Origin of the sequence: Neptunicella sp. (assembly GCF_048268085.1) — a bacterium.
Taxonomy (GTDB): domain Bacteria; phylum Pseudomonadota; class Gammaproteobacteria; order Enterobacterales; family Alteromonadaceae; genus Neptunicella.
Window position 1 is genome coordinate 1 of record NZ_JBLWWF010000023.1, and the last position, 19,363, is coordinate 19,363.

At 43.5% G+C, this 19,363-nt stretch carries 14 protein-coding genes; 5 read left to right on the top strand and 9 right to left on the bottom strand.

Features of this window, described 5'->3' with window-relative positions; genetic code table 11:
• Nucleotides 1–1,260 (top strand): sodium/proline symporter PutP (gene putP, locus ACTD55_RS16255; RefSeq protein WP_438865389.1); only part of this gene is annotated, 1,260 nt, incomplete at its 5' end.
• Nucleotides 1,261–1,275: 15 nt separating this feature from the next.
• Complete coding sequence (gene proB / locus ACTD55_RS16260; protein WP_438865390.1) at nucleotides 1,276–2,370, top strand: glutamate 5-kinase; 1,095 nt, start codon at nucleotides 1,276–1,278, stop codon at nucleotides 2,368–2,370.
• A gap of 18 nt (nucleotides 2,371–2,388) precedes the next feature.
• Here proB and ACTD55_RS16265 read toward each other — a convergent pair whose 3' ends face one another.
• Nucleotides 2,389–3,246: a helix-turn-helix domain-containing protein gene (locus tag ACTD55_RS16265; protein ID WP_438865391.1), complete on the bottom strand. Its 858-nt coding sequence runs from the start codon at nucleotides 3,244–3,246 to the stop codon at nucleotides 2,389–2,391.
• 135 nt (nucleotides 3,247–3,381) lie between these two features.
• Between ACTD55_RS16265 and ACTD55_RS16270 the strand changes: the two genes are divergently transcribed.
• On the top strand, nucleotides 3,382–3,855 hold the full coding sequence (locus ACTD55_RS16270; RefSeq protein ID WP_438865392.1) for a carboxymuconolactone decarboxylase family protein: 474 nt from the start codon (nucleotides 3,382–3,384) through the stop codon (nucleotides 3,853–3,855).
• 34 nt (nucleotides 3,856–3,889) lie between these two features.
• Here the strand turns inward: ACTD55_RS16270 and ACTD55_RS16275 are convergent, their stop codons facing one another.
• From ACTD55_RS16275 to ACTD55_RS16295, 5 genes are all read right to left on the bottom strand, one after another.
• On the bottom strand, nucleotides 3,890–4,870 hold the full coding sequence (locus tag ACTD55_RS16275) for a pectinesterase family protein (protein WP_438865393.1): 981 nt from the start codon (nucleotides 4,868–4,870) through the stop codon (nucleotides 3,890–3,892).
• A gap of 99 nt (nucleotides 4,871–4,969) precedes the next feature.
• Nucleotides 4,970–6,187, bottom strand: a complete 1,218-nt coding sequence (locus ACTD55_RS16280; RefSeq protein ID WP_438865394.1) for an ABC transporter permease — start codon at nucleotides 6,185–6,187, stop codon at nucleotides 4,970–4,972.
• 9 nt (nucleotides 6,188–6,196) lie between these two features.
• The gene (locus ACTD55_RS16285) at nucleotides 6,197–7,510 is read right to left on the bottom strand and encodes an ABC transporter permease (RefSeq protein WP_438865395.1); all 1,314 of its coding nucleotides are present in this window, start codon (nucleotides 7,508–7,510) and stop codon (nucleotides 6,197–6,199) included.
• 10 nt (nucleotides 7,511–7,520) lie between these two features.
• Entirely contained in the window at nucleotides 7,521–8,222 is a 702-nt protein-coding gene (locus tag ACTD55_RS16290; RefSeq protein ID WP_438865396.1) for an ABC transporter ATP-binding protein, read from the bottom strand.
• A gap of 27 nt (nucleotides 8,223–8,249) precedes the next feature.
• Nucleotides 8,250–9,524, bottom strand: a complete 1,275-nt coding sequence (locus ACTD55_RS16295; protein WP_438865397.1) for an efflux RND transporter periplasmic adaptor subunit — start codon at nucleotides 9,522–9,524, stop codon at nucleotides 8,250–8,252.
• A gap of 208 nt (nucleotides 9,525–9,732) precedes the next feature.
• Between ACTD55_RS16295 and ACTD55_RS16300 the strand changes: the two genes are divergently transcribed.
• Nucleotides 9,733–10,599: a substrate-binding periplasmic protein gene (locus ACTD55_RS16300; RefSeq protein ID WP_438865398.1), complete on the top strand. Its 867-nt coding sequence runs from the start codon at nucleotides 9,733–9,735 to the stop codon at nucleotides 10,597–10,599.
• 3 nt (nucleotides 10,600–10,602) lie between these two features.
• Here ACTD55_RS16300 and ACTD55_RS16305 read toward each other — a convergent pair whose 3' ends face one another.
• The 3 genes from ACTD55_RS16305 to ACTD55_RS16315 are packed head-to-tail and all read right to left on the bottom strand — an operon-like array spanning nucleotide 10,603 to nucleotide 18,034.
• Nucleotides 10,603–13,671 carry an efflux RND transporter permease subunit gene (locus tag ACTD55_RS16305; protein ID WP_438865399.1) on the bottom strand — a complete coding sequence of 1,023 codons (3,069 nt, stop codon included), beginning with the start codon at nucleotides 13,669–13,671 and terminating at the stop codon, nucleotides 10,603–10,605.
• Nucleotides 13,664–16,960, bottom strand: coding sequence for an efflux RND transporter permease subunit (locus tag ACTD55_RS16310; RefSeq protein ID WP_438865400.1), 3,297 nt, complete (start codon nucleotides 16,958–16,960; stop codon nucleotides 13,664–13,666). Before ACTD55_RS16310 ends, ACTD55_RS16305 begins: the two co-directional genes overlap by 8 nt.
• A gap of 9 nt (nucleotides 16,961–16,969) precedes the next feature.
• Nucleotides 16,970–18,034: an efflux RND transporter periplasmic adaptor subunit gene (locus ACTD55_RS16315; protein WP_438865401.1), complete on the bottom strand. Its 1,065-nt coding sequence runs from the start codon at nucleotides 18,032–18,034 to the stop codon at nucleotides 16,970–16,972.
• A 354-nt stretch (nucleotides 18,035–18,388) separates the two neighbouring features.
• Between ACTD55_RS16315 and ACTD55_RS16320 the strand changes: the two genes are divergently transcribed.
• Entirely contained in the window at nucleotides 18,389–19,336 is a 948-nt protein-coding gene (locus ACTD55_RS16320; protein WP_438865402.1) for a GGDEF domain-containing protein, read from the top strand.
• Nucleotides 19,337–19,363: the final 27 nt, after the last annotated feature.

Here is a 19,363-nt window from a genome sequence, read left to right on the forward strand (position 1 = left end):
GGTTTATTATTAGGCGCCTTGGCCAATTACATATTAGTCGCCCCTCGATTACGGGTTTATACCGAAGTCGCTAGTGACGCGCTGACCTTACCGGATTTTTTTGCTAAACGATTTGGCCTTGAAAATGGGGCTATCCGTGTTATTTCAGCTGCTGTTATTGTAGTGTTTTTTACTTTGTATACCTCTGCAGGTATTGCCTCAGGTGGTAAATTATTTGAATCAGCCTTCGGTTTAAGTTATCACCTTGGCTTGTTTATTACGGTTTCTGTGGTAGTCGCCTATACCTTGCTCGGTGGCTTTTTAGCCGTGAGCATGACCGACTTTGTACAAGGTTGCATTATGTTTGTTGCTTTGGTTTTAGTCCCCATCGTTGCCTATATGCAATTTGATAATATGGGCGATTTAATGACTAATGCCACTCATACCATTAAGCCTTTTTCATCATTATTTGATGAGTTTAGTTTGTTGGCAGTGATTTCCAGTCTGGCTTGGGGATTAGGCTATTTTGGGCAACCACACATAATTGTGCGCTTTATGGCAATCCGTTCAGTACCCGATATTAAAGTTGCCCGTCGAATTGGTATGAGCTGGATGTCGGTGACGTTAATCGGTGCAGTTGCCACTGGATTAGTCGGCGTGGCGTATATTAATAAGTTTCCCCAACAATTAGATGATCCGGAAACTATTTTCATTCTATTTTCAGACATATTATTTCATCCCATTATTAGTGGCTTTTTGTTGGCGGCTATTTTAGCTGCGATTATGAGTACAATTTCGTCACAGTTATTGGTTTCATCTAGCTCGTTAACGGAAGATGTTTACCGTGCCTTTTTTAACAAAGATGTGGGTGAAAAAGAGTTAGTCAAAATAGGGCGAGTTGGAGTATTTGTAGTCGCGTTAGTTGCATGTTTACTGGCCTTTGACCGTTCCAGCAGCATCCTGTCGTTGGTTAGTAATGCATGGGCCGGTTTTGGTGCAGCATTTGGACCACTAGTCCTATTTAGCTTGTATTGGTCTAAAATGACTCATAAGGGGGCGGTAGCAGGAGTTATAACTGGAGCGGTAACAGTATTAGTGTGGATATATTTACCAGTACTGGCCGACGGTAAGACACTTAGCACGGTTATTTATGAAATTGTCCCCGGTTTTATTGTTAGTTCGGTGGCGGTTGTGGTGGTTAGCTTACTGGATACCCGTCCGAGCGAGCAGGTGCAGCAACAGTTTCATGCGACCCAAACGCAGTTAGAACAATATCATTAAACAAAAAGGATCCAGATGAATAAGTTTCAATGGCGCCGAGTCGTTATAAAGGTAGGTAGTGCATTAATTGCACCGGAAAAGAAAGGTTGTAGTTCTCGATATTTACTTAGCATTGCGCAGTTTATCCTGCGTTGCAGAATGCATGGGATCGAAGTCATTCTGGTTTCTTCCGGTTCTGTCGCAGCGGGTGCACATTTTTTCGCTGAAAGTGACAGAAACGATATTGCCATCAAAAAAGCGATGGCAGCGGCTGGACAAACTAGCATGATGGCCACATGGGATCGTTTCTTTGATTTCCCTTGTGCGCAAATATTATTAACTCATGCCGATTTAACGGATAGAGAACGTTACGAAAGTATCAGAGAGACGGTTTTTTCGCTGCTTCAGGGTGGGTTACTACCCATAATTAATGAGAATGACACGGTGACAACCGATGATCTCAAAGTGGGAGATAACGATAACCTGGCAGCAATGGTTGCGGCTGCTGCCGATGCCGATACCTTAATTATTTGTTCCGATGTGAAGGGGCTTTACGATAAAAACCCCAATAAACATGAGGATGCCAAACTAATTAATTGGGTAACCGAAATAACCGAAGACATTCACGCTATGGCGGGTGGTGCAGATAGTTCGGTCGGAACCGGCGGCATGAAAACTAAAATTGAAGCCGCGGAAAAAGCGACTTCCCATGGTATTAGTACCTTTATCGTGAACGGTTTTGAGGAAAATACCTTTAATGAGTTATTAAACGGTCGTAACCCGGGTACCTTATTTCAACCTTATAAACGTCCGTTACAGGAACGTTTGCACTGGATGACACATACGTCAAAAGAGCAGGGTGAGTTGATTGTCCATGGTAGTTTTGACGAACCACTGGATCAGGATAGCAGTCAATTAACCAGTGATGGCATTGTCGAAGTCAGAGGTGAGTTTGGAATTGGCGATACCATTTTGGTTCGTAGCGACGATGGTACCCGATTAGCCAAAGCGACCTCAAACTACAGTAGTTGCATGTTGACTTATATCTCTGAACAGGAAGGAGAGGACTTGCATTTACAGCCCGGTCCGCTTATCTCTGATGAAGATATTGCAATACTCGAAAAGCAGTAACGAGTGTGAAAAAAGCCGCTATTTTAATCGATAGCGGCTTTTTTGATCGCCAGGTTTAATTTGTGCGCTTTGTAACGCCCGTTGACGGTACTGGCCGGGAGTGATCCCGACCACTTGTTTGAATTCATGATTAAAATGCGCCTGGTCATAATAGCCAGCCTGATAAGCGGTATCGGTTAATGACAGATCAAACTGTTTCAGTGACTGGCGAGCATAATCAACCCGGTTTATGCGCGAAAATTGCTTGGGCGTTAATCCTACCCATTGTTTGAATAATCTTTCCAGCTGCCTCGCGCTGAGATTAAGTTGCTTCGCCAGAAGACTAATTGATTGTGGGGTACGATGCTGGTTAAGCCAGTCCATTGCCGGCACAATACGTTTTTCCAGCCCTGAATTGCCACTTAAACGTTGCAACAGCATCGATTCAATCATATTCAAACGTTTTTCAATAACAGATCCACCGCTATCGATAACCGGCTGAATGCCAAGATTGATCGACAACTCATCTGGATGCACCGGTAACCCCGGAATTTCATGGAGGGGCAGGGTAAAAAAATGGTAACTGGTACCGGGGTAAAAGCGCACACCCACTGCATCGATATAACCGTTTAAGGTTAGGCTGGCGGTGCGGGCATTCGGACCCATCACGATACAATCTGTTGTGACTTTTTGCTGGTTGTAAATAAAAGGAGTGGCGAAATTAAAAATAAGGCCGCTACCACCTTCGGGATGCAGGTATTCAGTGGTAGAGTCAATCGTTCCATGAACGTGCCAGTAGCTTTGCACATAAGGTTTGAGCATCAAACAGGGTTGATATCGTTGAAAACCGATATGAGATAACTCGGGGACTTGCATAAGCACCAAGAAATGACCCAAAACAGGCTCTTAGTTTAGCAATAAAGCGTCTGGCAACTAAATAGTTAAATCTGTTTGATGTCGTAAATATACAATTATTCGTTTTGCCAATCGTACAGAATTCATTTCCGTTAATTAACAACAGAGGAAATTAACATGACGATGAAACTTAACTATCAACAAGCTTCACCTGCTGCGGTCAATACCCTATTCGGTATGGAAAAATATCTTGCCGGAAAGGTAACTAAAAAAGAGCTGGATGACACTTTGGTCGAGTTGATCAAAATGCGTGTGTCACAAATAAATGGCTGTGCGTACTGCCTTGATATGCATAGTAAAGATGCCCGTGCCAAAGGTGAAACCGAACAGCGTTTGTATACATTGTCTGCATGGCGGGAAACCCCGTTTTTTAGTCAATCTGAACAGGCGGCATTAGCCTGGGCTGAGGCACTAACAAGGCTCGCATCGGCACATCCGCAAGATAAATTGCTGGAAGATTTACGTCAGCATTTCACTGACACCCAAATTACCGACTTAACGTTGGCGATTTGTGCAATCAATAGCTGGAACCGTTTTGCTATCGGTTTTGGTGCTGAAGTGGGGTCCTACAATGTGGGGGATTTTGGTTAGATCGCTTAAATAGCTTGGTATTGCAATTCTCCTGCTATCGAGTTGGTGACTTTTCCCACCAGCGGGCTTCATTATCACGACTTAATATGGACTCGGTCGTGATTTCGTTTGCTTGTTTGGTGCTAAGTTGGTGGCTCCATTTTACCCGCAGTAGTGGCGCGGCACCTGCACCACTACTGAGATATTCGCCATAATAACTGCTTTTTTGTGCATCCGGTTTCGACCAGTTGTGCCAACCTTCAGGGGCGATGTGTTGTTCCATTTGTGTTCTGATAAATAAAGTCTTTGCATAAAGACGCCAAGGTCGTCCCAGATACACCTTATTCAAATTTTTTTCTCCTGTTAGTTGGCTGTCAAAAAAGACCAAACCAAACGCTTGGTGTTGCGGGGTAGAGGCGGCGGTTATATATGAATTGGCTTTTGCATGGATTTCGCACTGGTTAAATACTGCCGTGGCGGCCCCGAAAATAAAATCTGTAGTACCTTCAATATAACAATTATTAAAATACTGGCGGTTACCTTCACCTGCGACGTATAAAGTATCCTGATTACCTATCAGACGAATATGACCAAAGCGTACGCGATCTGCGTTAACGGCTAAAGCAATAGCTTGCCCAACCGGTCCGGATGAGTTCTCGATAGTTAAACCTTCAGCATTAAAATCATTGCCATCAACCTGCATAGTCGCAGTATGAAACGTGCTGTTGCGTCCCAGATTGATTTTATTGAAATGATCATCAAAACGAATGATGGTTTGTTGTGGTCCGGCACCGATTAAAGATAAACGGGTATTCCAAGCATAAACCACCACTTTTTCTTGATAAATCCCTTTGCCAATGCGGATAGTAATACGTTTATCGGGAAACGACTTGGTATGATTGATCGCTTGCTGGATACTGGTGTAATCGCCGCTACCGTCCTGTGCAACGGTAATCTGGTATTGGATGTCGGCATAAATCAAACTGCATTTCAGTGCCCACAGCAAAGCTAAAATAGAAATAGCATATTTTTTCAACAAACTAACCTTACGAAATCGTAATAGTAGAGGGAACCATAATGTAAAACGGCTACCAAAGGTAGCCGTTGCGAAAGGTATATTGTCTGTGTTTCATATTTAAACTGTTCGGGTAGCCAGCGCCGGAGGGATCGATGCGGCACGTTTGGCCGGGCCGAATACGGCAATTTGGCCGACAATCCATAACACCACCATTCCGGCTGGAATTAAGTACCAGTCGATTCGGTTAAGTGAGAAGGCCTGCACCAGCCAGATATTTAATCCGACCGTTAATGCAGCACCCAGTACCACACCAACGCTGCTAATTAAAAAGTTTTCCAGCATAAAATAGCGCAAAATATCGCCCTGACTGGCACCCAGTGCCCGACGGGTACCAATTTGCTTCTTACGCCGGTTAACACTAAAACTGGCCAGTCCGACAATCCCTAATGCCGTTACTATGGTCAGGATCACCATAACGGTACTCAATATATTGATCATTGCACTATGTTGACGATAGCTGCGCTCACGCGTTTCTTCAATACTACGCATACTGCGGATAATCCGTCCTTTATTACTGGTGGCGAGCAGTTCTTCAACCTTAGGCATTAACTCGTCCCGACGACCGGCTTCGGTGCGGATGAAATAGCGATATGAATTAAAGTCTAAATATTGTGGTACCAACATGACATTTTCCACTTTATCCCAGCCAATCCACGGAGCCTGTAATTTATCGATGATGCCTTTGATGATGATCGCCTCATTGCGATTGATATATACCGTTTTACCTACCACTGATTGCCATGGATCATCAGGAAATAGGCTTTGCGCCATGGCTTTGGTAATCAGTATTTGCGCAGGCCAGTGATTTTGTCCTCTTTCCCGCCATTCAATATCGGTCGGTTTAAAATCTTCACCGGCAATCACTTCAACATCAAACGTTCGGGTCCCGTGTTCATCTACCATATAAACCGCAACGCCCGTGCCATCAATATCATCACCCGGTTCGGTTTGCAGTCCCATTGACCAGCCACCGCCACTAATGGGGATCGCATTAACCTGCATGGCATCTACTACGCCGGGTAGTTGTCTGATCATTTCCAAGTCTTCTTTTACCGTGACTTTAGTGTTGAATTCCGGTGCAAAGCTGTAACTGGTCAGATAAAAACTATTGGCTTCGTCCATGCCGCTTTCCCGTGCCATTAAGTCCTTACGTTCCGAGATAATAAAAATTGAATTAACGATAATGGTCATGGTGACAGCAATTTGCACAGCAATCAGTGCGGCTCCCACTTTATTGCGCATCATAGCGCGGAATATTGGTCCAATTTCCCACATAATATTATCCTATTGATCTTTTAATTGACTGGCAGGCTGAATACTACACGCTCGCCAAGTGGGGTAGAGTCCTGCGGCAATGCTGGAAAACAACGCCAAAAACATAGCCAGTATGACTAAATTAACATCCAGCGATGTTACCCGATCGGCAAACTCACCATAGAGTGCCTTGATCCCTTGCAATCCCAGTAAGGCCAATCCAATTCCTACAATACCTCCGGCTAAACCAATACAAGCGGTCTCTACCAGATGCTGCTTAAATAAGTCGGCTTTGGATGCGCCTACCGCTCGGCGCAGACTGATTTCTGCAGCTTTACCGGTAAACTTGGCCAGTAGTAGCCCAATGGTATTGAGCAAACACACCAGTAAAAACATAAAGCTTAACCACAACATTATTTGCGCATCATCGGCCACCACTTCCTTGATCTCCATCCATTCCATTACGTCAGATAAACGATTATTTAACGGGCGAGGGAAGCGGCCAAAGGCTTTTTGTTCATTCACATAGTTGTTCAGATAGTCCATAAATTGCTGTTTTTCTGTATCGTCACGTAACTCAACCCATATCTGGTAGTTAACGCATTCAGAGTTAAGAAAACCTTTAAATCCTTCTTCTGCAGGACTTTTCCAACAATTGGTATTGCCTCCTTGTGGCATTTCCAGTTCTTCTTTGAGCAAAAAGGGCATAAAAATTTCTTCAGGTTCATTAAACTGCCCGGTGCTTAAATCGTAAAACTTGGGAACCGGTATCCAGGTATCCAATACGCCTACAACACGGAAATTATTGCCTTTTACTTTAATAGTGCGACCTATCGAGTTTTCTCCACCAAAGACTTTATCGTTGGTCTCGCGACTGATAACTACCACAAACTCACGGTTTTGATCAGCCGTTTCACCCCAACCAGAGCCGTACAAAAAGGGTGTCTGAAACATGGCAAAGAAATCTGCGCTGGTTAGACGAATTTCCGCCATGAATGGTTTGCTGTCTTGCCCGGGAGGCTCAACTGCCGCTGAACTGCTGGCCATTACCGCTTGACGATAGGCTTTTTTAGCGTGCATAAAGTTTTTTGCTTCGGTCCAGGTCAACTGATCTGGCGGCTCATTAGGTTCGTCAAATGGATCGTTAGGATCCCAGCTATCTACCTGCACATAAAACAGCTGATCGCTTTTTTGCGGAATCGGATCTGCCGACATTAAATAGTTGATAGTAATAGTGGTCATACAGGCACCAATCCCCAGTGCGATTGCCATAACCATCAAACTGCTGAGGATGGGGTTACGCTTAATACTCAGCAGGGCTAAACGTAAATAATAATTAAACATGATGTGCCCCTTAACCGTTAACCGCTTCGGGAATGACCGATACATCATGCAATTCACTGACTCGGCCGTCACGTACGTATATATTTCGTTTAGCCTGATTGGCCAAGGTAGCGTCATGGGTCACCATCACGATAGTCGTACCTTGAGCGTTGATATCCTGCAGCAACTCCATCACGCTTTGTGCCATTTTGGTATCCAGATTGCCGGTTGGCTCATCGGCCAGTAAAAAACGAGGGTCGCCCGCCAATGCCCGCGCAATCGCCACACGTTGCTGTTGTCCGCCTGAAAGTTGTGAGGGCAGGTGTTTCATCCGATTGGCTAAACCCACCCGTTCCAGACTTTGTTCAATGCGTTGTTTACGTTCTTTGCTGTTAAAACCGCGATAACGTAACGGTACATCGACGTTATCAAATAAATTCAGATCGGGAATAAGGTTAAAGCTTTGGAAGATAAAACCAATTTTTTCGTTACGGATACGACTACGTTGTTTGTCGTTTAACGCACTAACATCCAGTCCATCGAGCATATATTTGCCTGATTCAAAGGTTTCCAGCAAACCGGCAATATTCAAAAAAGTGGTTTTACCTGAGCCGGAAGGGCCGGTAACTGCAACAAATTCACCTTCGGCTACACATAAATTAAAATCCTCCAGAGCATGGGTTTCTACCAGTTCGGTTCTGAATATTTTTTTTACATTAGTCATCTCTAACATGATGTTTTCCTTGGATTGAGTCTTGTTTTAATCGTTGATTAGTACAGTGTCGGCGCCTTGAAACTGGTCGGTGCCTGAAATGATAATTTGCTCACCCGCTTGCAGGCCATCGAGTATCTCTACACTGGCTAAGCTACGAGCGCCGGTTTGAATACGTCTTTTTTGTGCCACGCCATCGTGAATTACATAGGCAATGCTGCCGTTACCGCTTTCCAGAAATTGTCCGCGCTGTACCATCAAAACATCCGATTTATGTTCCATCAGTATGCGAGTGGTTAGACGTTGATTCTGGCGCAAACCGGCAGGCGAATGGTTGGCGAAACGCACCCGGCCGATCACTTGATTGTTCTCAATTTCAGGAGAGATAGTGATCAATTTAGCCTGATGCGTTTCACCATTAAGGGAGATTTCGGCATCCATGCCGATTGCCAAATCATCGGCATAGCTTTCCGGGATAGCTACTTCTATTTCAAATTCAGATAAATCCACCACACTTAAAATGGGTTGATTCTTGGCGACCTGATTCTTTTGTTCAACGGCGAGATTACCCACCAAACCATCAACCGGAGAACGCAAGGTAAGTTCGCTTACTTTACGTCTAAGTTCTGCCACCAGCAGGGTTTGCCGATCCAGTTGCAATTGCATGGTCTGAATTTCAAATGACAGGCTTTCCTTATTCAGGTCGGCATCGGCCACTGCATGTTGATAAACCAGTTGAGCGTTTTCCAGCTCATCCTGAGCTTTTTCATAATCTATCTGGCTAATGGCGCTGGTTTTATATGCCGCATCGGCTCGGCGCTTTTCTCGATCGGCAGCGGTTAAGGCCACTTTGGCCAAATCTACCGATTTTTGATTTTCTAACGCCTGTTTTTTGGCCTGAATTCGTTGGCGATCCAGTCCCATTTTTAAACTTAATTCGGAGGACTCTTCCTGTTTAAGCTGGTTGGTGAGTTCCGGACTATCGATGGTGGCCAGAACTTGATCTTTGCTAACCTGATCACCGGCATCGACTTCGAAGGTAATGGTACCTTGTGCGGTACTGTACAATCTGGGACTAACTGCTGCGACAACTTGCCCCTGTACCGATAAGTCTCGGATAAAATCCCCTTGAGTGACTACTGCGGTGCGTAATCGCTGTGAATTAATCGAAGCCTCAGCACTCGACCAATTATTTAATGTGGGCATTATCCAGACCAAAACGATAAGGACAGATAAGACAGTCAAACTGACAAATAGGTAGGTTTTCTTTTTGCTTTTGGGAGCCAAAACTACGTCTTGGCCACTGGTATCACTAATTTTCATTTAAGTCTCTTGAAGTAATAAGAACAATCAACAGATAAGTCGAGACAAATGATCAAAAAGTTTAAATTGAAAATAAAACTTTAATTGTGCAATAATTGGTCAGGTTGAAAAGATAACTTGTTTAAGTTAATGACGGCGGTGGGCGAGGGACTGTCAGTTTAGTTAACGGAAATTCTGTCGAATTACTTCCATAACAATAAGTATATAAATGAAGATATTCGCCACAAAACTGTTTTTCATTCTTGTACTAACTAGTAATGTCTATGCGGGCGATACTCAGCCTCACTCACTCCGATATATCAGCAATGTCACCAATGATAACGATCCGCAAAAAGGTTATTTTGTGGACTTACTGCAGCTAGCCATTTCGGCATCCGCTGAACATTATCAACTTCAACCTATCTATCTACCCATGAATCAGCAGCGACAGGTTCGTTATCTAGATTCGGGAAATATGGACGTCATGTGGAGTATGACCAGCAAGGAAAGAGAACAACAAGCGTTACCCATCCGCATACCATTGATGAAAGGGCTATTGGGGTATCGTATATTTGTTATTCGCAAAAAAGACCAACCGCGTTTTGAACGCATCAGCCATACAAGTGAACTGAAAAAATTTACCGCAATTCAGGGGAATGGTTGGCCCGATGTAGAAATATTGAAATACAATGGATTACCGGTTGAAACAACATACTGGTATAAAGCAATTTATAAGACCTTAAGTGCAGGGCATTTTGATTACTTTCCCCGTTCCGTGTTAGAAGCCCATTCCGAACTCTCGCATTATCAGTTTGATAACCTTGCTATTGAGTCACGCCATGTATTGTACTACCGCAGCGCGATTTATTATTTTGTTAAAAATGGTAATACTCAATTGGCAAATGCAATCGAAAAGGGACTAAGAATACTGATTGCTGATGGACGTTTTGATAAATTACTGTTTGAATTCCCCGAGCATAAAATAGCGCTGGAACAAGCCCACCTGGCAGACAGAACTATCCATAAACTGGATAATCCCTATTTATCTGACCAGATGCCTGAGGATCCGGCATTGTGGTATGCCGGACCTCAGTAATCGTTATATTTTAACCACCTTGTTAACCAGTCCTTTACTGTGTTCGATCATCTTGGTGGTATTGCGGCGCAGTTTGAGCAATAGCAAATAAGTCAGTGGTACTAAAAATAAACTGGTGATCGTGGAAAAAACCAATCCACCAATAATTGCAATTGCCATGGGCGCGTAGGGAGGGCCATCTCCACCAACTTGGGTGCCACCTAATGCTAATGGTACTAAGCCTAAAACCGTTGTTCCCACCGTCATTAATATTGGTCTGATGCGATTAACACAACCTTCCATAATTGCAGCTGGAACCGCATAGCCGAGGTTGACTAGCTGGTTTATCCTGTCCACCAGTACAATCCCGTTATTGACCACGATCCCCATTAAAATCAGCATGCCGATCATGCCCATAACCGACATGGAGGTCCCTGTTAGCAAGAATGCCCAAAAAACCCCGGTAAAGGAAAAGAGCAGGGAGGTAATCACTGCTGTGGGTAATAATATGGATTCAAATAAGGCGGCCATCACCACATAGATCATGCAAACAGCTAACAACATATTGGTTTGCATAACGGCTTGTTCTTCTCGCTGACGTTCAAAGCTGCCATCCAGTGTCCATTTATAGCCTGCGGGAAGTTGAATATTGTTCATCACCTTTTCAATTCGTTCACGGGCTTGCTCGATAGTGACATCCTTTTCCAAATTAGCACCAATCACCAGCGCAGTTTGGCGGTAATGACGATTAATTTGCGATAAACGAGGCTGGATTGTCATGTTGGCAACCATATCCAGAGTAATATTCCGGTCACCATCCTGTTTAATCGTCATCCGTTTTAGTTCTTGTACCGAATGTTGCAGTTTTTCATCGAACATCATTTTGACACCGACTTCACCACTTTCACTATGTCGGAAAGTTCGCAAATTCGTGCCCCGCAGCGCGGTGGCGACAATATTGGCAATATCCTGCACGTTTAAACCAAACCGATAAGCCTTTTGGCGATCAACATTGAGTTGAAGTTCGTATTTTTGTCCATCCAGTTCAGTTTTTACGTCGGTTAGTCCTTCAATATTGGCTAACGTAGGTACAATTTGATTGGCTACTTTGATCAATGTGTCAGAGGATTGGCCAAGTAATGTCATCCGTACTCCGCCACCATTGCCGTTATTCCACTGAAAAGTTGGTTTGGCCCGCACAAAAGGGGGAAAGTCTTTTTTAATCATCTCTTTGACTTCAGCTACTTTTATTGGCAAGTCATCAATCAAGGTAATGCCGGAGACTGCTTCACCGGCGTTGTAATAGCTATATACTTGTTTAATATAGAATTTTTCTTTATTTGCAAATAAATAATCTTCCATTTTATTAACGGTTTTTTCTACTTCATCAAGGGAATAATTACTATTCATTGCGTAGTTCAGCCAAATCCGGTTATTTCTGCCATTGTTATCCTCATTATTGGTGACGACACTCATCGGAATAGCCGTGCTTATCAGGATTAATAGGGCTATTACACTGGTTTTACCCTGATGTAATAATGTCCACTGCAGAATACGTTGATACCAGAGAATGTAGCTGCTTATCTTGGCATCTTGTTTGACCGGTTTAGGCTTTATTTTGGCTGCCAGAAGCGGGATTAGGGTCTGTGCAATCAATAATGAAGCAAACAATGAAATACAAATCGCGATAGCCACGTGTTCCAGAAAAATAGTCAGGTCAATTTTTTTACCTACAATGTTGGGTAAAAATACAATGGCGGTGGTGGCCGTACCGGCAATCACCGCCATGCTTACTTTGCTGACACCGGCTTGAGTCGCTTTAACAGGATCGGTTGTATGTTGTTTTTCCTGAAAAATACTTTCGGTAATAACCACCGCATTATCGACCAACATACCGACTGCCAGCATCAGTCCCATCATTGACAGAATGTTCAGCGTATAACCCATAAAATACATACAAGCTAAGGTGATACAGATAGAGAAGGGGACCGATAACACCACGATCAAGGTCGTGGTAAATTGGCGTAAAAAAGCGTAAAGCACCAGTATGGAAAGTAACGCTCCGATCAATCCGGCATCCAGTAAGTCATTTAGTGAACCGGTAACCGTTTTGGCTTCATCATCCATCATATATAAGTTGATACCGTTAAACGCCGGATCGGTTTTGGCCTCGTCAATGACTTTGTTGACTCTTTCAGAGACCTCTACCAAATTGGCACCTGATTCACGGAAAATATTAAAACCTACCGCAAAGGTTTTATCCAGATGACGTCCTTCGGTGCGTATCGGCGTTTCATAATTAACATCGGCAATCTCTTTAAGCTGTATGCCTTTGGAAATGTATAAATCCTCAATTTCAGCTTTGCTGCGAAACTCACCAACGGGGTTGACGGATATTCTTTGGTCTTGCTGGTAAAAATGTCCGGCTGTCATCGAGAAATTAGCCTCTCTAAGACTTTTAGCTAATTGCAACGCATCAATGTGCATGGCGGCCATGCGTTCAGAATCGAGGCGAATGGATATTTGCCGTTTTTGTACGCCGTACAGTTCAACCTTGGAGACACCCGCAACACGTTCCAAGGGCATTTTCAAATTACGCTCAAGCAAATCGTAGGCATCGGACAAGTCCCGATCACTAGATACTCTAAATTGGAAAATAGGCGCATCGGACGTGTTAAATTGATATACCAGTACTCGTTCGACATCACTGGGTAATAAATGTCGAATAGCATCGACTTTTTCCCGAGCTTCTACGCTTTTCGCCTTTAGGTTTTCATCCCATTTAAACTCCATTTCAATTTCAGCCCGGGTTTCATTCGAGCGGGAACGCATTTTTACGATCCCTGACATCGTTGCCAGAGCTTCTTCTACCGGACGGGTTATCATTTTTTCTACTTCGACGGGAGTCGCATTCTCGTAGGGTACAACGACGACAATAAATGGCACATCAATGGCCGGAAACCGTTCCAGCGGCAACAAACGGCTTGCCATCAGGCCCAGCATCAGCATGGAAAAGAACAGCATACAAATGGTAACCGGACGGCGTAAGGCAAATGTGGCCAGTCCGGCGCCCATTGACTCAAGCTTATTCATGACTGTTCTCCACTACAAAGTGTTTGCGATCAAACAGACTATAAAGCACCGGTATCAGGAACAATGTAAGCAAGGTCGCGAACAGTAAGCCGTAAATTACCGTAATAGCCATCGGCGTCCGTATTTCCGCGCCTTCACCTAAACCGATAGCCATAGGTAGCAAACCTAAAGTGGTCGTCAGGGTTGTCATTAATATTGGGCGTAAACGACTGCTAGCTGCTTCGAGGATGGCCGTGGATTTTTCAGTCCCACTGGTACGTAATTGATTGATTCGGTCAATTAGTACGATGGCATTATTCACAACAATACCGGCCAACATAATCAACCCGATAAACACCACCACAGAGACATTAGTGCCAGATATAAACAGGCCGTAAATTGAGCCAGCACAAGCAAGTGGCACGGTAAATAAAATCAGTAACGGATGCAGTAACGATTCAAATTGTGATGCCATCACCAAATAAACCATAAATACGGCCAGCAGCAAGGCGAACTTGAGTGACTCAAAAGACACCTGCATTTCTTCATTTTGTCCGGCAACTTGAGCTTTCATATTCATGGGCAGATTTAACTGCTTAAGTAATTGTTTGGCCTCAAGTGCAGCTTCACCTAAATCGCCATAAGCCAGATTGGCAGAAATTACCGTTACCCGTTGTTGGCCTACCCGGGTGATTTCACTTGGTCCCACCGACATTTGAATATCCGCAACTGCATTTAATGGCACTGAAGGAAGTGAACCTGGATTGACAATCATTTGGGCAATGTCATCTACGGAATCCCGCTGATGCTCGGCGGTGCGCACCAAAATATCAACTTTACGATCATTAATGGTAAATTGGCTGGCTATCTCACCGCCAACTTTCGCGGCGACCATTTTGGCGACATCGGGTGCATTAAGGCCAATTTGAGCTAATTTGGTATGATCAAAATAAATTTGCAGCTCCGGATTGCCATTTTGCAGGGTCGACTTCACATCGGCAAAACGATCGTTTTGCTGCATCAATTCGACCAGTTTATCGCTATAGCGACGCAGCATGCCCAAATCATAACCACTTATCTCTATTTCCAGTGGTGTACTGAAACTGAACAGCTCAGGTTTGCCAAATTTAGCGTCGACACCGGCTTGATTGCGTAAAAAATCACGCATTGACTGGATAGTTTGTTGTTCGGTATCGGCGGTGCTGCCGGGTTTTAGTACGACATTCAGTCGCCCCCAATAATCTCCTCCTTGACCGGGAGAGGCATTCATCAAACTGCCGGTTCCGGCTAATGAATAGGTGCGCTCAACTGGGTCAAGAGTTTGGGTGTATTTTGCCAACGACTCTAACACCGCATCGGTATTTTCCAGTTTGGCACCGGTAGGTAAGGTTATTTCGGCATATAGCTCACCTTGTGCCATTGACGGAATGAGCTCTACGCCAATACGAGGTAATAGCAAAAGGGAGCCTAATGACACTAATAAAATGGCAGCTAATACAGCTAATCTACTTTTTAATGCCACTTGTAAGGCGCGCTGATAAATAAGGCTCAGGCGGGTATACGTGCGATCAAATAGCCACAATATGGGCGTAAATATTTTACCCAGTAGGGCGCTAATTAACCGGAACAGACTGACAATCGCACTGCTGATGGTCAGACTAATGTAATAAATTGACTGAGTTAGTAACCATAACAAGGTTTTAAATGGCCACAGTAAATAGTATCCAACTTTTCCCAAGGTAGTGGTCGGTTTAGCGGCTGTTGTCGACTCACCTAAATCCAGTTGATCGACGTTATTGGCTGATTGTTTTTCTCGTGCGGCCATCATTGGAATAATGGTTAACGCCACGAGCAGTGAGGCACCAAGTGCAAACGTCACGGTTAAAGCTTGATCGCTAAATAACTGGCCTGCAATCCCTTCTACAAAGACCAGCGGAAAAAACACCGCCATGGTAGTGAGGGTTGAAGCAATAATCGCGGTAGACACTTCTTTAGTGCCCAAAGCCGCCGCTTGCTCAATCGGCATGTTGTTACTTTTTAGCCGATCGATATTTTCCAGTACCACAATGGAGTTATCCACCAATAAACCAATAGCAAGTGCTATCCCGCCTAAACTCATAATATTTAAGCTAATGTCATTGGCGTACATCAAATTGAATGTGGCAATAATAGAAACCGGAATAGAAATGGAAACGATCAAGGTTGGCCAGATGTTCTTTAAAAACAGGAAGAGTATTAACATCGCCAAGATACCGCCCATAATACCCGCGGATTTGACCTGATTTATTGCATTGGAAATAAATTGAGACTGATCATAAACCAGTTGCAGCTGGTATTTATCTGATAGCTCCTGATTAATTTCGGAAAGCCGTTTTTGTACGTTCTGAGCAACTTGAACGGTGTTGGCATCACCTTCTTTGTAGATGGCGATTTCTACGCCTTCCAGTCCATTAAAACGAGTAATCGACGAGCGTTCCTTGTAGGCATCTTTGATCTGCGCTATATCACCTAAGCGAATATGACGGCCTTCACGAGTGGCAATAAACACATCTCGCATTTCATCCAGCGTTTCAAACTGATTCAGGGTACGGACCAGATATTCCTGATTACCATCTTCAACGCGCCCTCCGGACGTATTGACATTCTCCGCTTTTAAGCGATTGATAATATCTTCGACTTTAATATTGAGTTGGCTGGCTTGGTCTTGGTTAAATAACACCTGAATTTCATTTTCCAGACCTCCTCCAATACGAACCGAAGCCACCCCCGATACTGATTCAAGCTTGCGCTTGATCTGCTCTTCAGCGTAGGTTCGCAGGGATTTCATTTGTTCAATATTAAGCTTCGAGGCGTCATTTATATTGGCCCCATCAGCGATTTTATTCCCAAATCCAAAGCGTAAAATAGGATCTAAACTGGGGTTAAAACGCAATAACAAGGGTCTTTTGACATCCAGAGGTAACCACAACACATCCAGTTTTTCACGTACTTCAAGGCTTGCCACATCCATATCAGTACCCCATTCAAACTCAAGTACCACATCTGATTGACCGGCTTTGGAAATAGATTCGACTTTACGTACGCCTTTAACCACACCGATGGCTTCTTCAATCGGTTTAGATACCAGCTGCTCCAATTCGCCTGGAGCGGCACCCTCATAATTAGTGCGGATGGTCAGGGTAGGGTAGGATAACTCGGGCAATAAATTAAGCGCTAACCGTGATAGGGACACAAAGCCAAACAACAAAATGGCAAAAGTAAACATCCATACCGTTACAGGCCGTTTTACAGCAACATCAACAATACTCATGGTCAGTCCTTAACCGTTAACGATTTCGACGGAGGCTTTATCTTTTAAATTATGGTGGCCGGTAATCACGACTTGTTCATTCCCGGTTAAACCTTGGGTAACCTCGATAATACCTTCTTCCTGATAACCGATACTGATTGGCGTTTTAGTTGCGATCCCATCTTTAACCACAAAGACATTAAGTTGGTCATCTATATCTAACAAGGCTTGGCGAGGTAGCAAAATCGCATTATCACGGGTGTCATAATTGAGTTTTACTTGAGCAAACATGCCTGCTTTAAGGGTGTTACTTTGATTTGGAACACTTAGCGTTACTTTAAATGTACCGGTTTTGGCATCAATTACTGGACTGATCCGCTCTACCGAAGCATTGACAATTTGATCGGATAACGCGGTTAAATTTAAACTGGCATGTTGTCCTTTATGCACCCGGGATAGTTCTTTTTCGGGTAAGTGTACAATGCCGTACAATTGTTTTTGTTGAACAATGTGAAACATTCTTTCACGTTGAAACGATTCGGTTAAATTACCAACTTTGGCGTTACGTTCGGCGATAAAGCCGGAAATAGGGGCTAATATGGTGGTTTCTTCCAGATCAAGCTGAGCGAGTTCCAGTGATGCTTTCGCCGACGCATACTGCGCTACCAGTTTGTCGTAGGTGTCGTCGCTGACTAATTTTTTTTGATAAACATCTTTAATTTTACTGAGTTCTTTTTCGATACCAACCAGATTGGCCTGGGCTTTAAGCAAGTTAAGGCGATAACGTTCTGTTTCCAATTTGGCTAGAACTTGGCCTTTTTCTACATAATCACCTTCTTCGACCATTATTTCATGAATAATCCCGGATGCTCGAGCAACCACAAACGCCTCTTCTTTGGCTTCAAGCACCGCAGTGGTGGCATAGTTCGATGAAATGGCACCCTGTTGCAGGGTGGCGACTTCAACCGGGATGGCGATGACATCATTTTTTTGTTCTGTACTACTGGTGGCTTCCGCTTCTCCGCAACCGGACAATAAAGTACTGCTGGCAAGAAAGGCGCAGAGCATAATGGGTTTCAAAAGGTGGCGTTGCATGTGTTCTCCCTAATTCGTATTTTAATTTGGTTTATTAAACCAGTTAAAGCGTGTTTAAAAAGGTTAAAAGCAGTTTTTATGCCATTAAAAAATACTTAATAAAATCATCTATTTAGCCTTTTTAATAAGTGATTCCCAAAACGTTAAATAGAGTTATTTAGTTGTTTTGACCAAAAGTTAGTTAAACCGACACGTTTCACTGAACTCAGAGAAAGTGGAATACCGTATATTGTGATGGGCGACAGACTTTTACTTACCCTTAAAAGAGAACTGTGTATATACTGAGCAATACATACTCTATAAATAAATACTGTAGAGCATTAACTCTGTGCAGATAGTCAAGCAAGGTGTGTGATGGAATCTGTTTTTTTGACATTAAGTTCACGCATTGGTGATTTTTTAGATGTGACTCAAGATGGGTATGCCATTTTTTCCGCTGAAGATATTGTCATCGGTTGTAATAAAGCATTTGCTGAAATTATGTTTGTTAATTACGAACAGATTGTAGGGATGAGTTTTAATCAAATACTTAAAGCCGCCTTTATCGCCAATAATGGTCCTAAAATAAATACCGATGATATTGACCAATGGTTGTTAGTGGCTAACAGTAAAAGACGTTCACGAGAATTTCGGTTGTTTGAAGTCGATTTAGTCGATGGTCGCTGGTACTTAATGTCGGAACAAACATTAGCTAATGGTGAAATGCTCCTCCAGGCAAAAAATATTACTAAGCAGAAAGTTCTGGAGCATACTCTTTATGAACATTCTCACCAACTGTCTAACTTGGCCTCAACCGATGAGTTAACCCAAATATCTAACCGACGCAGTTTTATCGCTCAAGTCAATTCAGAGTTAAATCGCAGCAGCAGGAATGACACACCCGTTGCGTTCTGCTTGTTAGATATTGATTACTTTAAAAAAGTAAATGATGAATATGGTCATCAGGCCGGTGACAGGGTATTGACCGAGTTGGCTGACATGATCCGTACAACACTTAGAGAATATGATTTATTTGGTCGTATCGGTGGCGAAGAGTTTGGAATTTTATTGCCTGACACCGACGGTGATAGCGCCAAAGAAATTATGCAACGATTACGATTATTAGCCATGCAAAATGTTTTTTCACCGCTCGAACATCGGGTCAATATCACGATTTCTATTGGCATTGTCGTTGGTGAAGCAGGGTGTAAATTTGAACAGCTCTATAATGAAGCTGACATTGCCCTATATCAGGCAAAAAACAAGGGCAGAAATTGCGTCGTACAGCGGCAGAGAATGAGTGTCGATAAAGGTGTGGCATAATTACTAATATTTAATATATCAGTTTAA

Coding starts and splice junctions, on each gene's coding strand:
- proB (WP_438865390.1), top strand. CDS start 1,276: ATGAATAAGTTTCAATGGCGCCGAGTCGTTATAAAGGTAGGTAGTGCA.
- ACTD55_RS16295 (WP_438865397.1), bottom strand. CDS start 9,524: ATGAAAATTAGTGATACCAGTGGCCAAGACGTAGTTTTGGCTCCCAAA.
- ACTD55_RS16270 (WP_438865392.1), top strand. CDS start 3,382: ATGACGATGAAACTTAACTATCAACAAGCTTCACCTGCTGCGGTCAAT.
- ACTD55_RS16305 (WP_438865399.1), bottom strand. CDS start 13,671: ATGAATAAGCTTGAGTCAATGGGCGCCGGACTGGCCACATTTGCCTTA.
- ACTD55_RS16290 (WP_438865396.1), bottom strand. CDS start 8,222: ATGTTAGAGATGACTAATGTAAAAAAAATATTCAGAACCGAACTGGTA.
- ACTD55_RS16310 (WP_438865400.1), bottom strand. CDS start 16,960: ATGAGTATTGTTGATGTTGCTGTAAAACGGCCTGTAACGGTATGGATG.
- ACTD55_RS16315 (WP_438865401.1), bottom strand. CDS start 18,034: ATGCAACGCCACCTTTTGAAACCCATTATGCTCTGCGCCTTTCTTGCC.
- ACTD55_RS16285 (WP_438865395.1), bottom strand. CDS start 7,510: ATGTTTAATTATTATTTACGTTTAGCCCTGCTGAGTATTAAGCGTAAC.
- ACTD55_RS16300 (WP_438865398.1), top strand. CDS start 9,733: ATGAAGATATTCGCCACAAAACTGTTTTTCATTCTTGTACTAACTAGT.
- ACTD55_RS16320 (WP_438865402.1), top strand. CDS start 18,389: ATGGAATCTGTTTTTTTGACATTAAGTTCACGCATTGGTGATTTTTTA.
- ACTD55_RS16280 (WP_438865394.1), bottom strand. CDS start 6,187: ATGTGGGAAATTGGACCAATATTCCGCGCTATGATGCGCAATAAAGTG.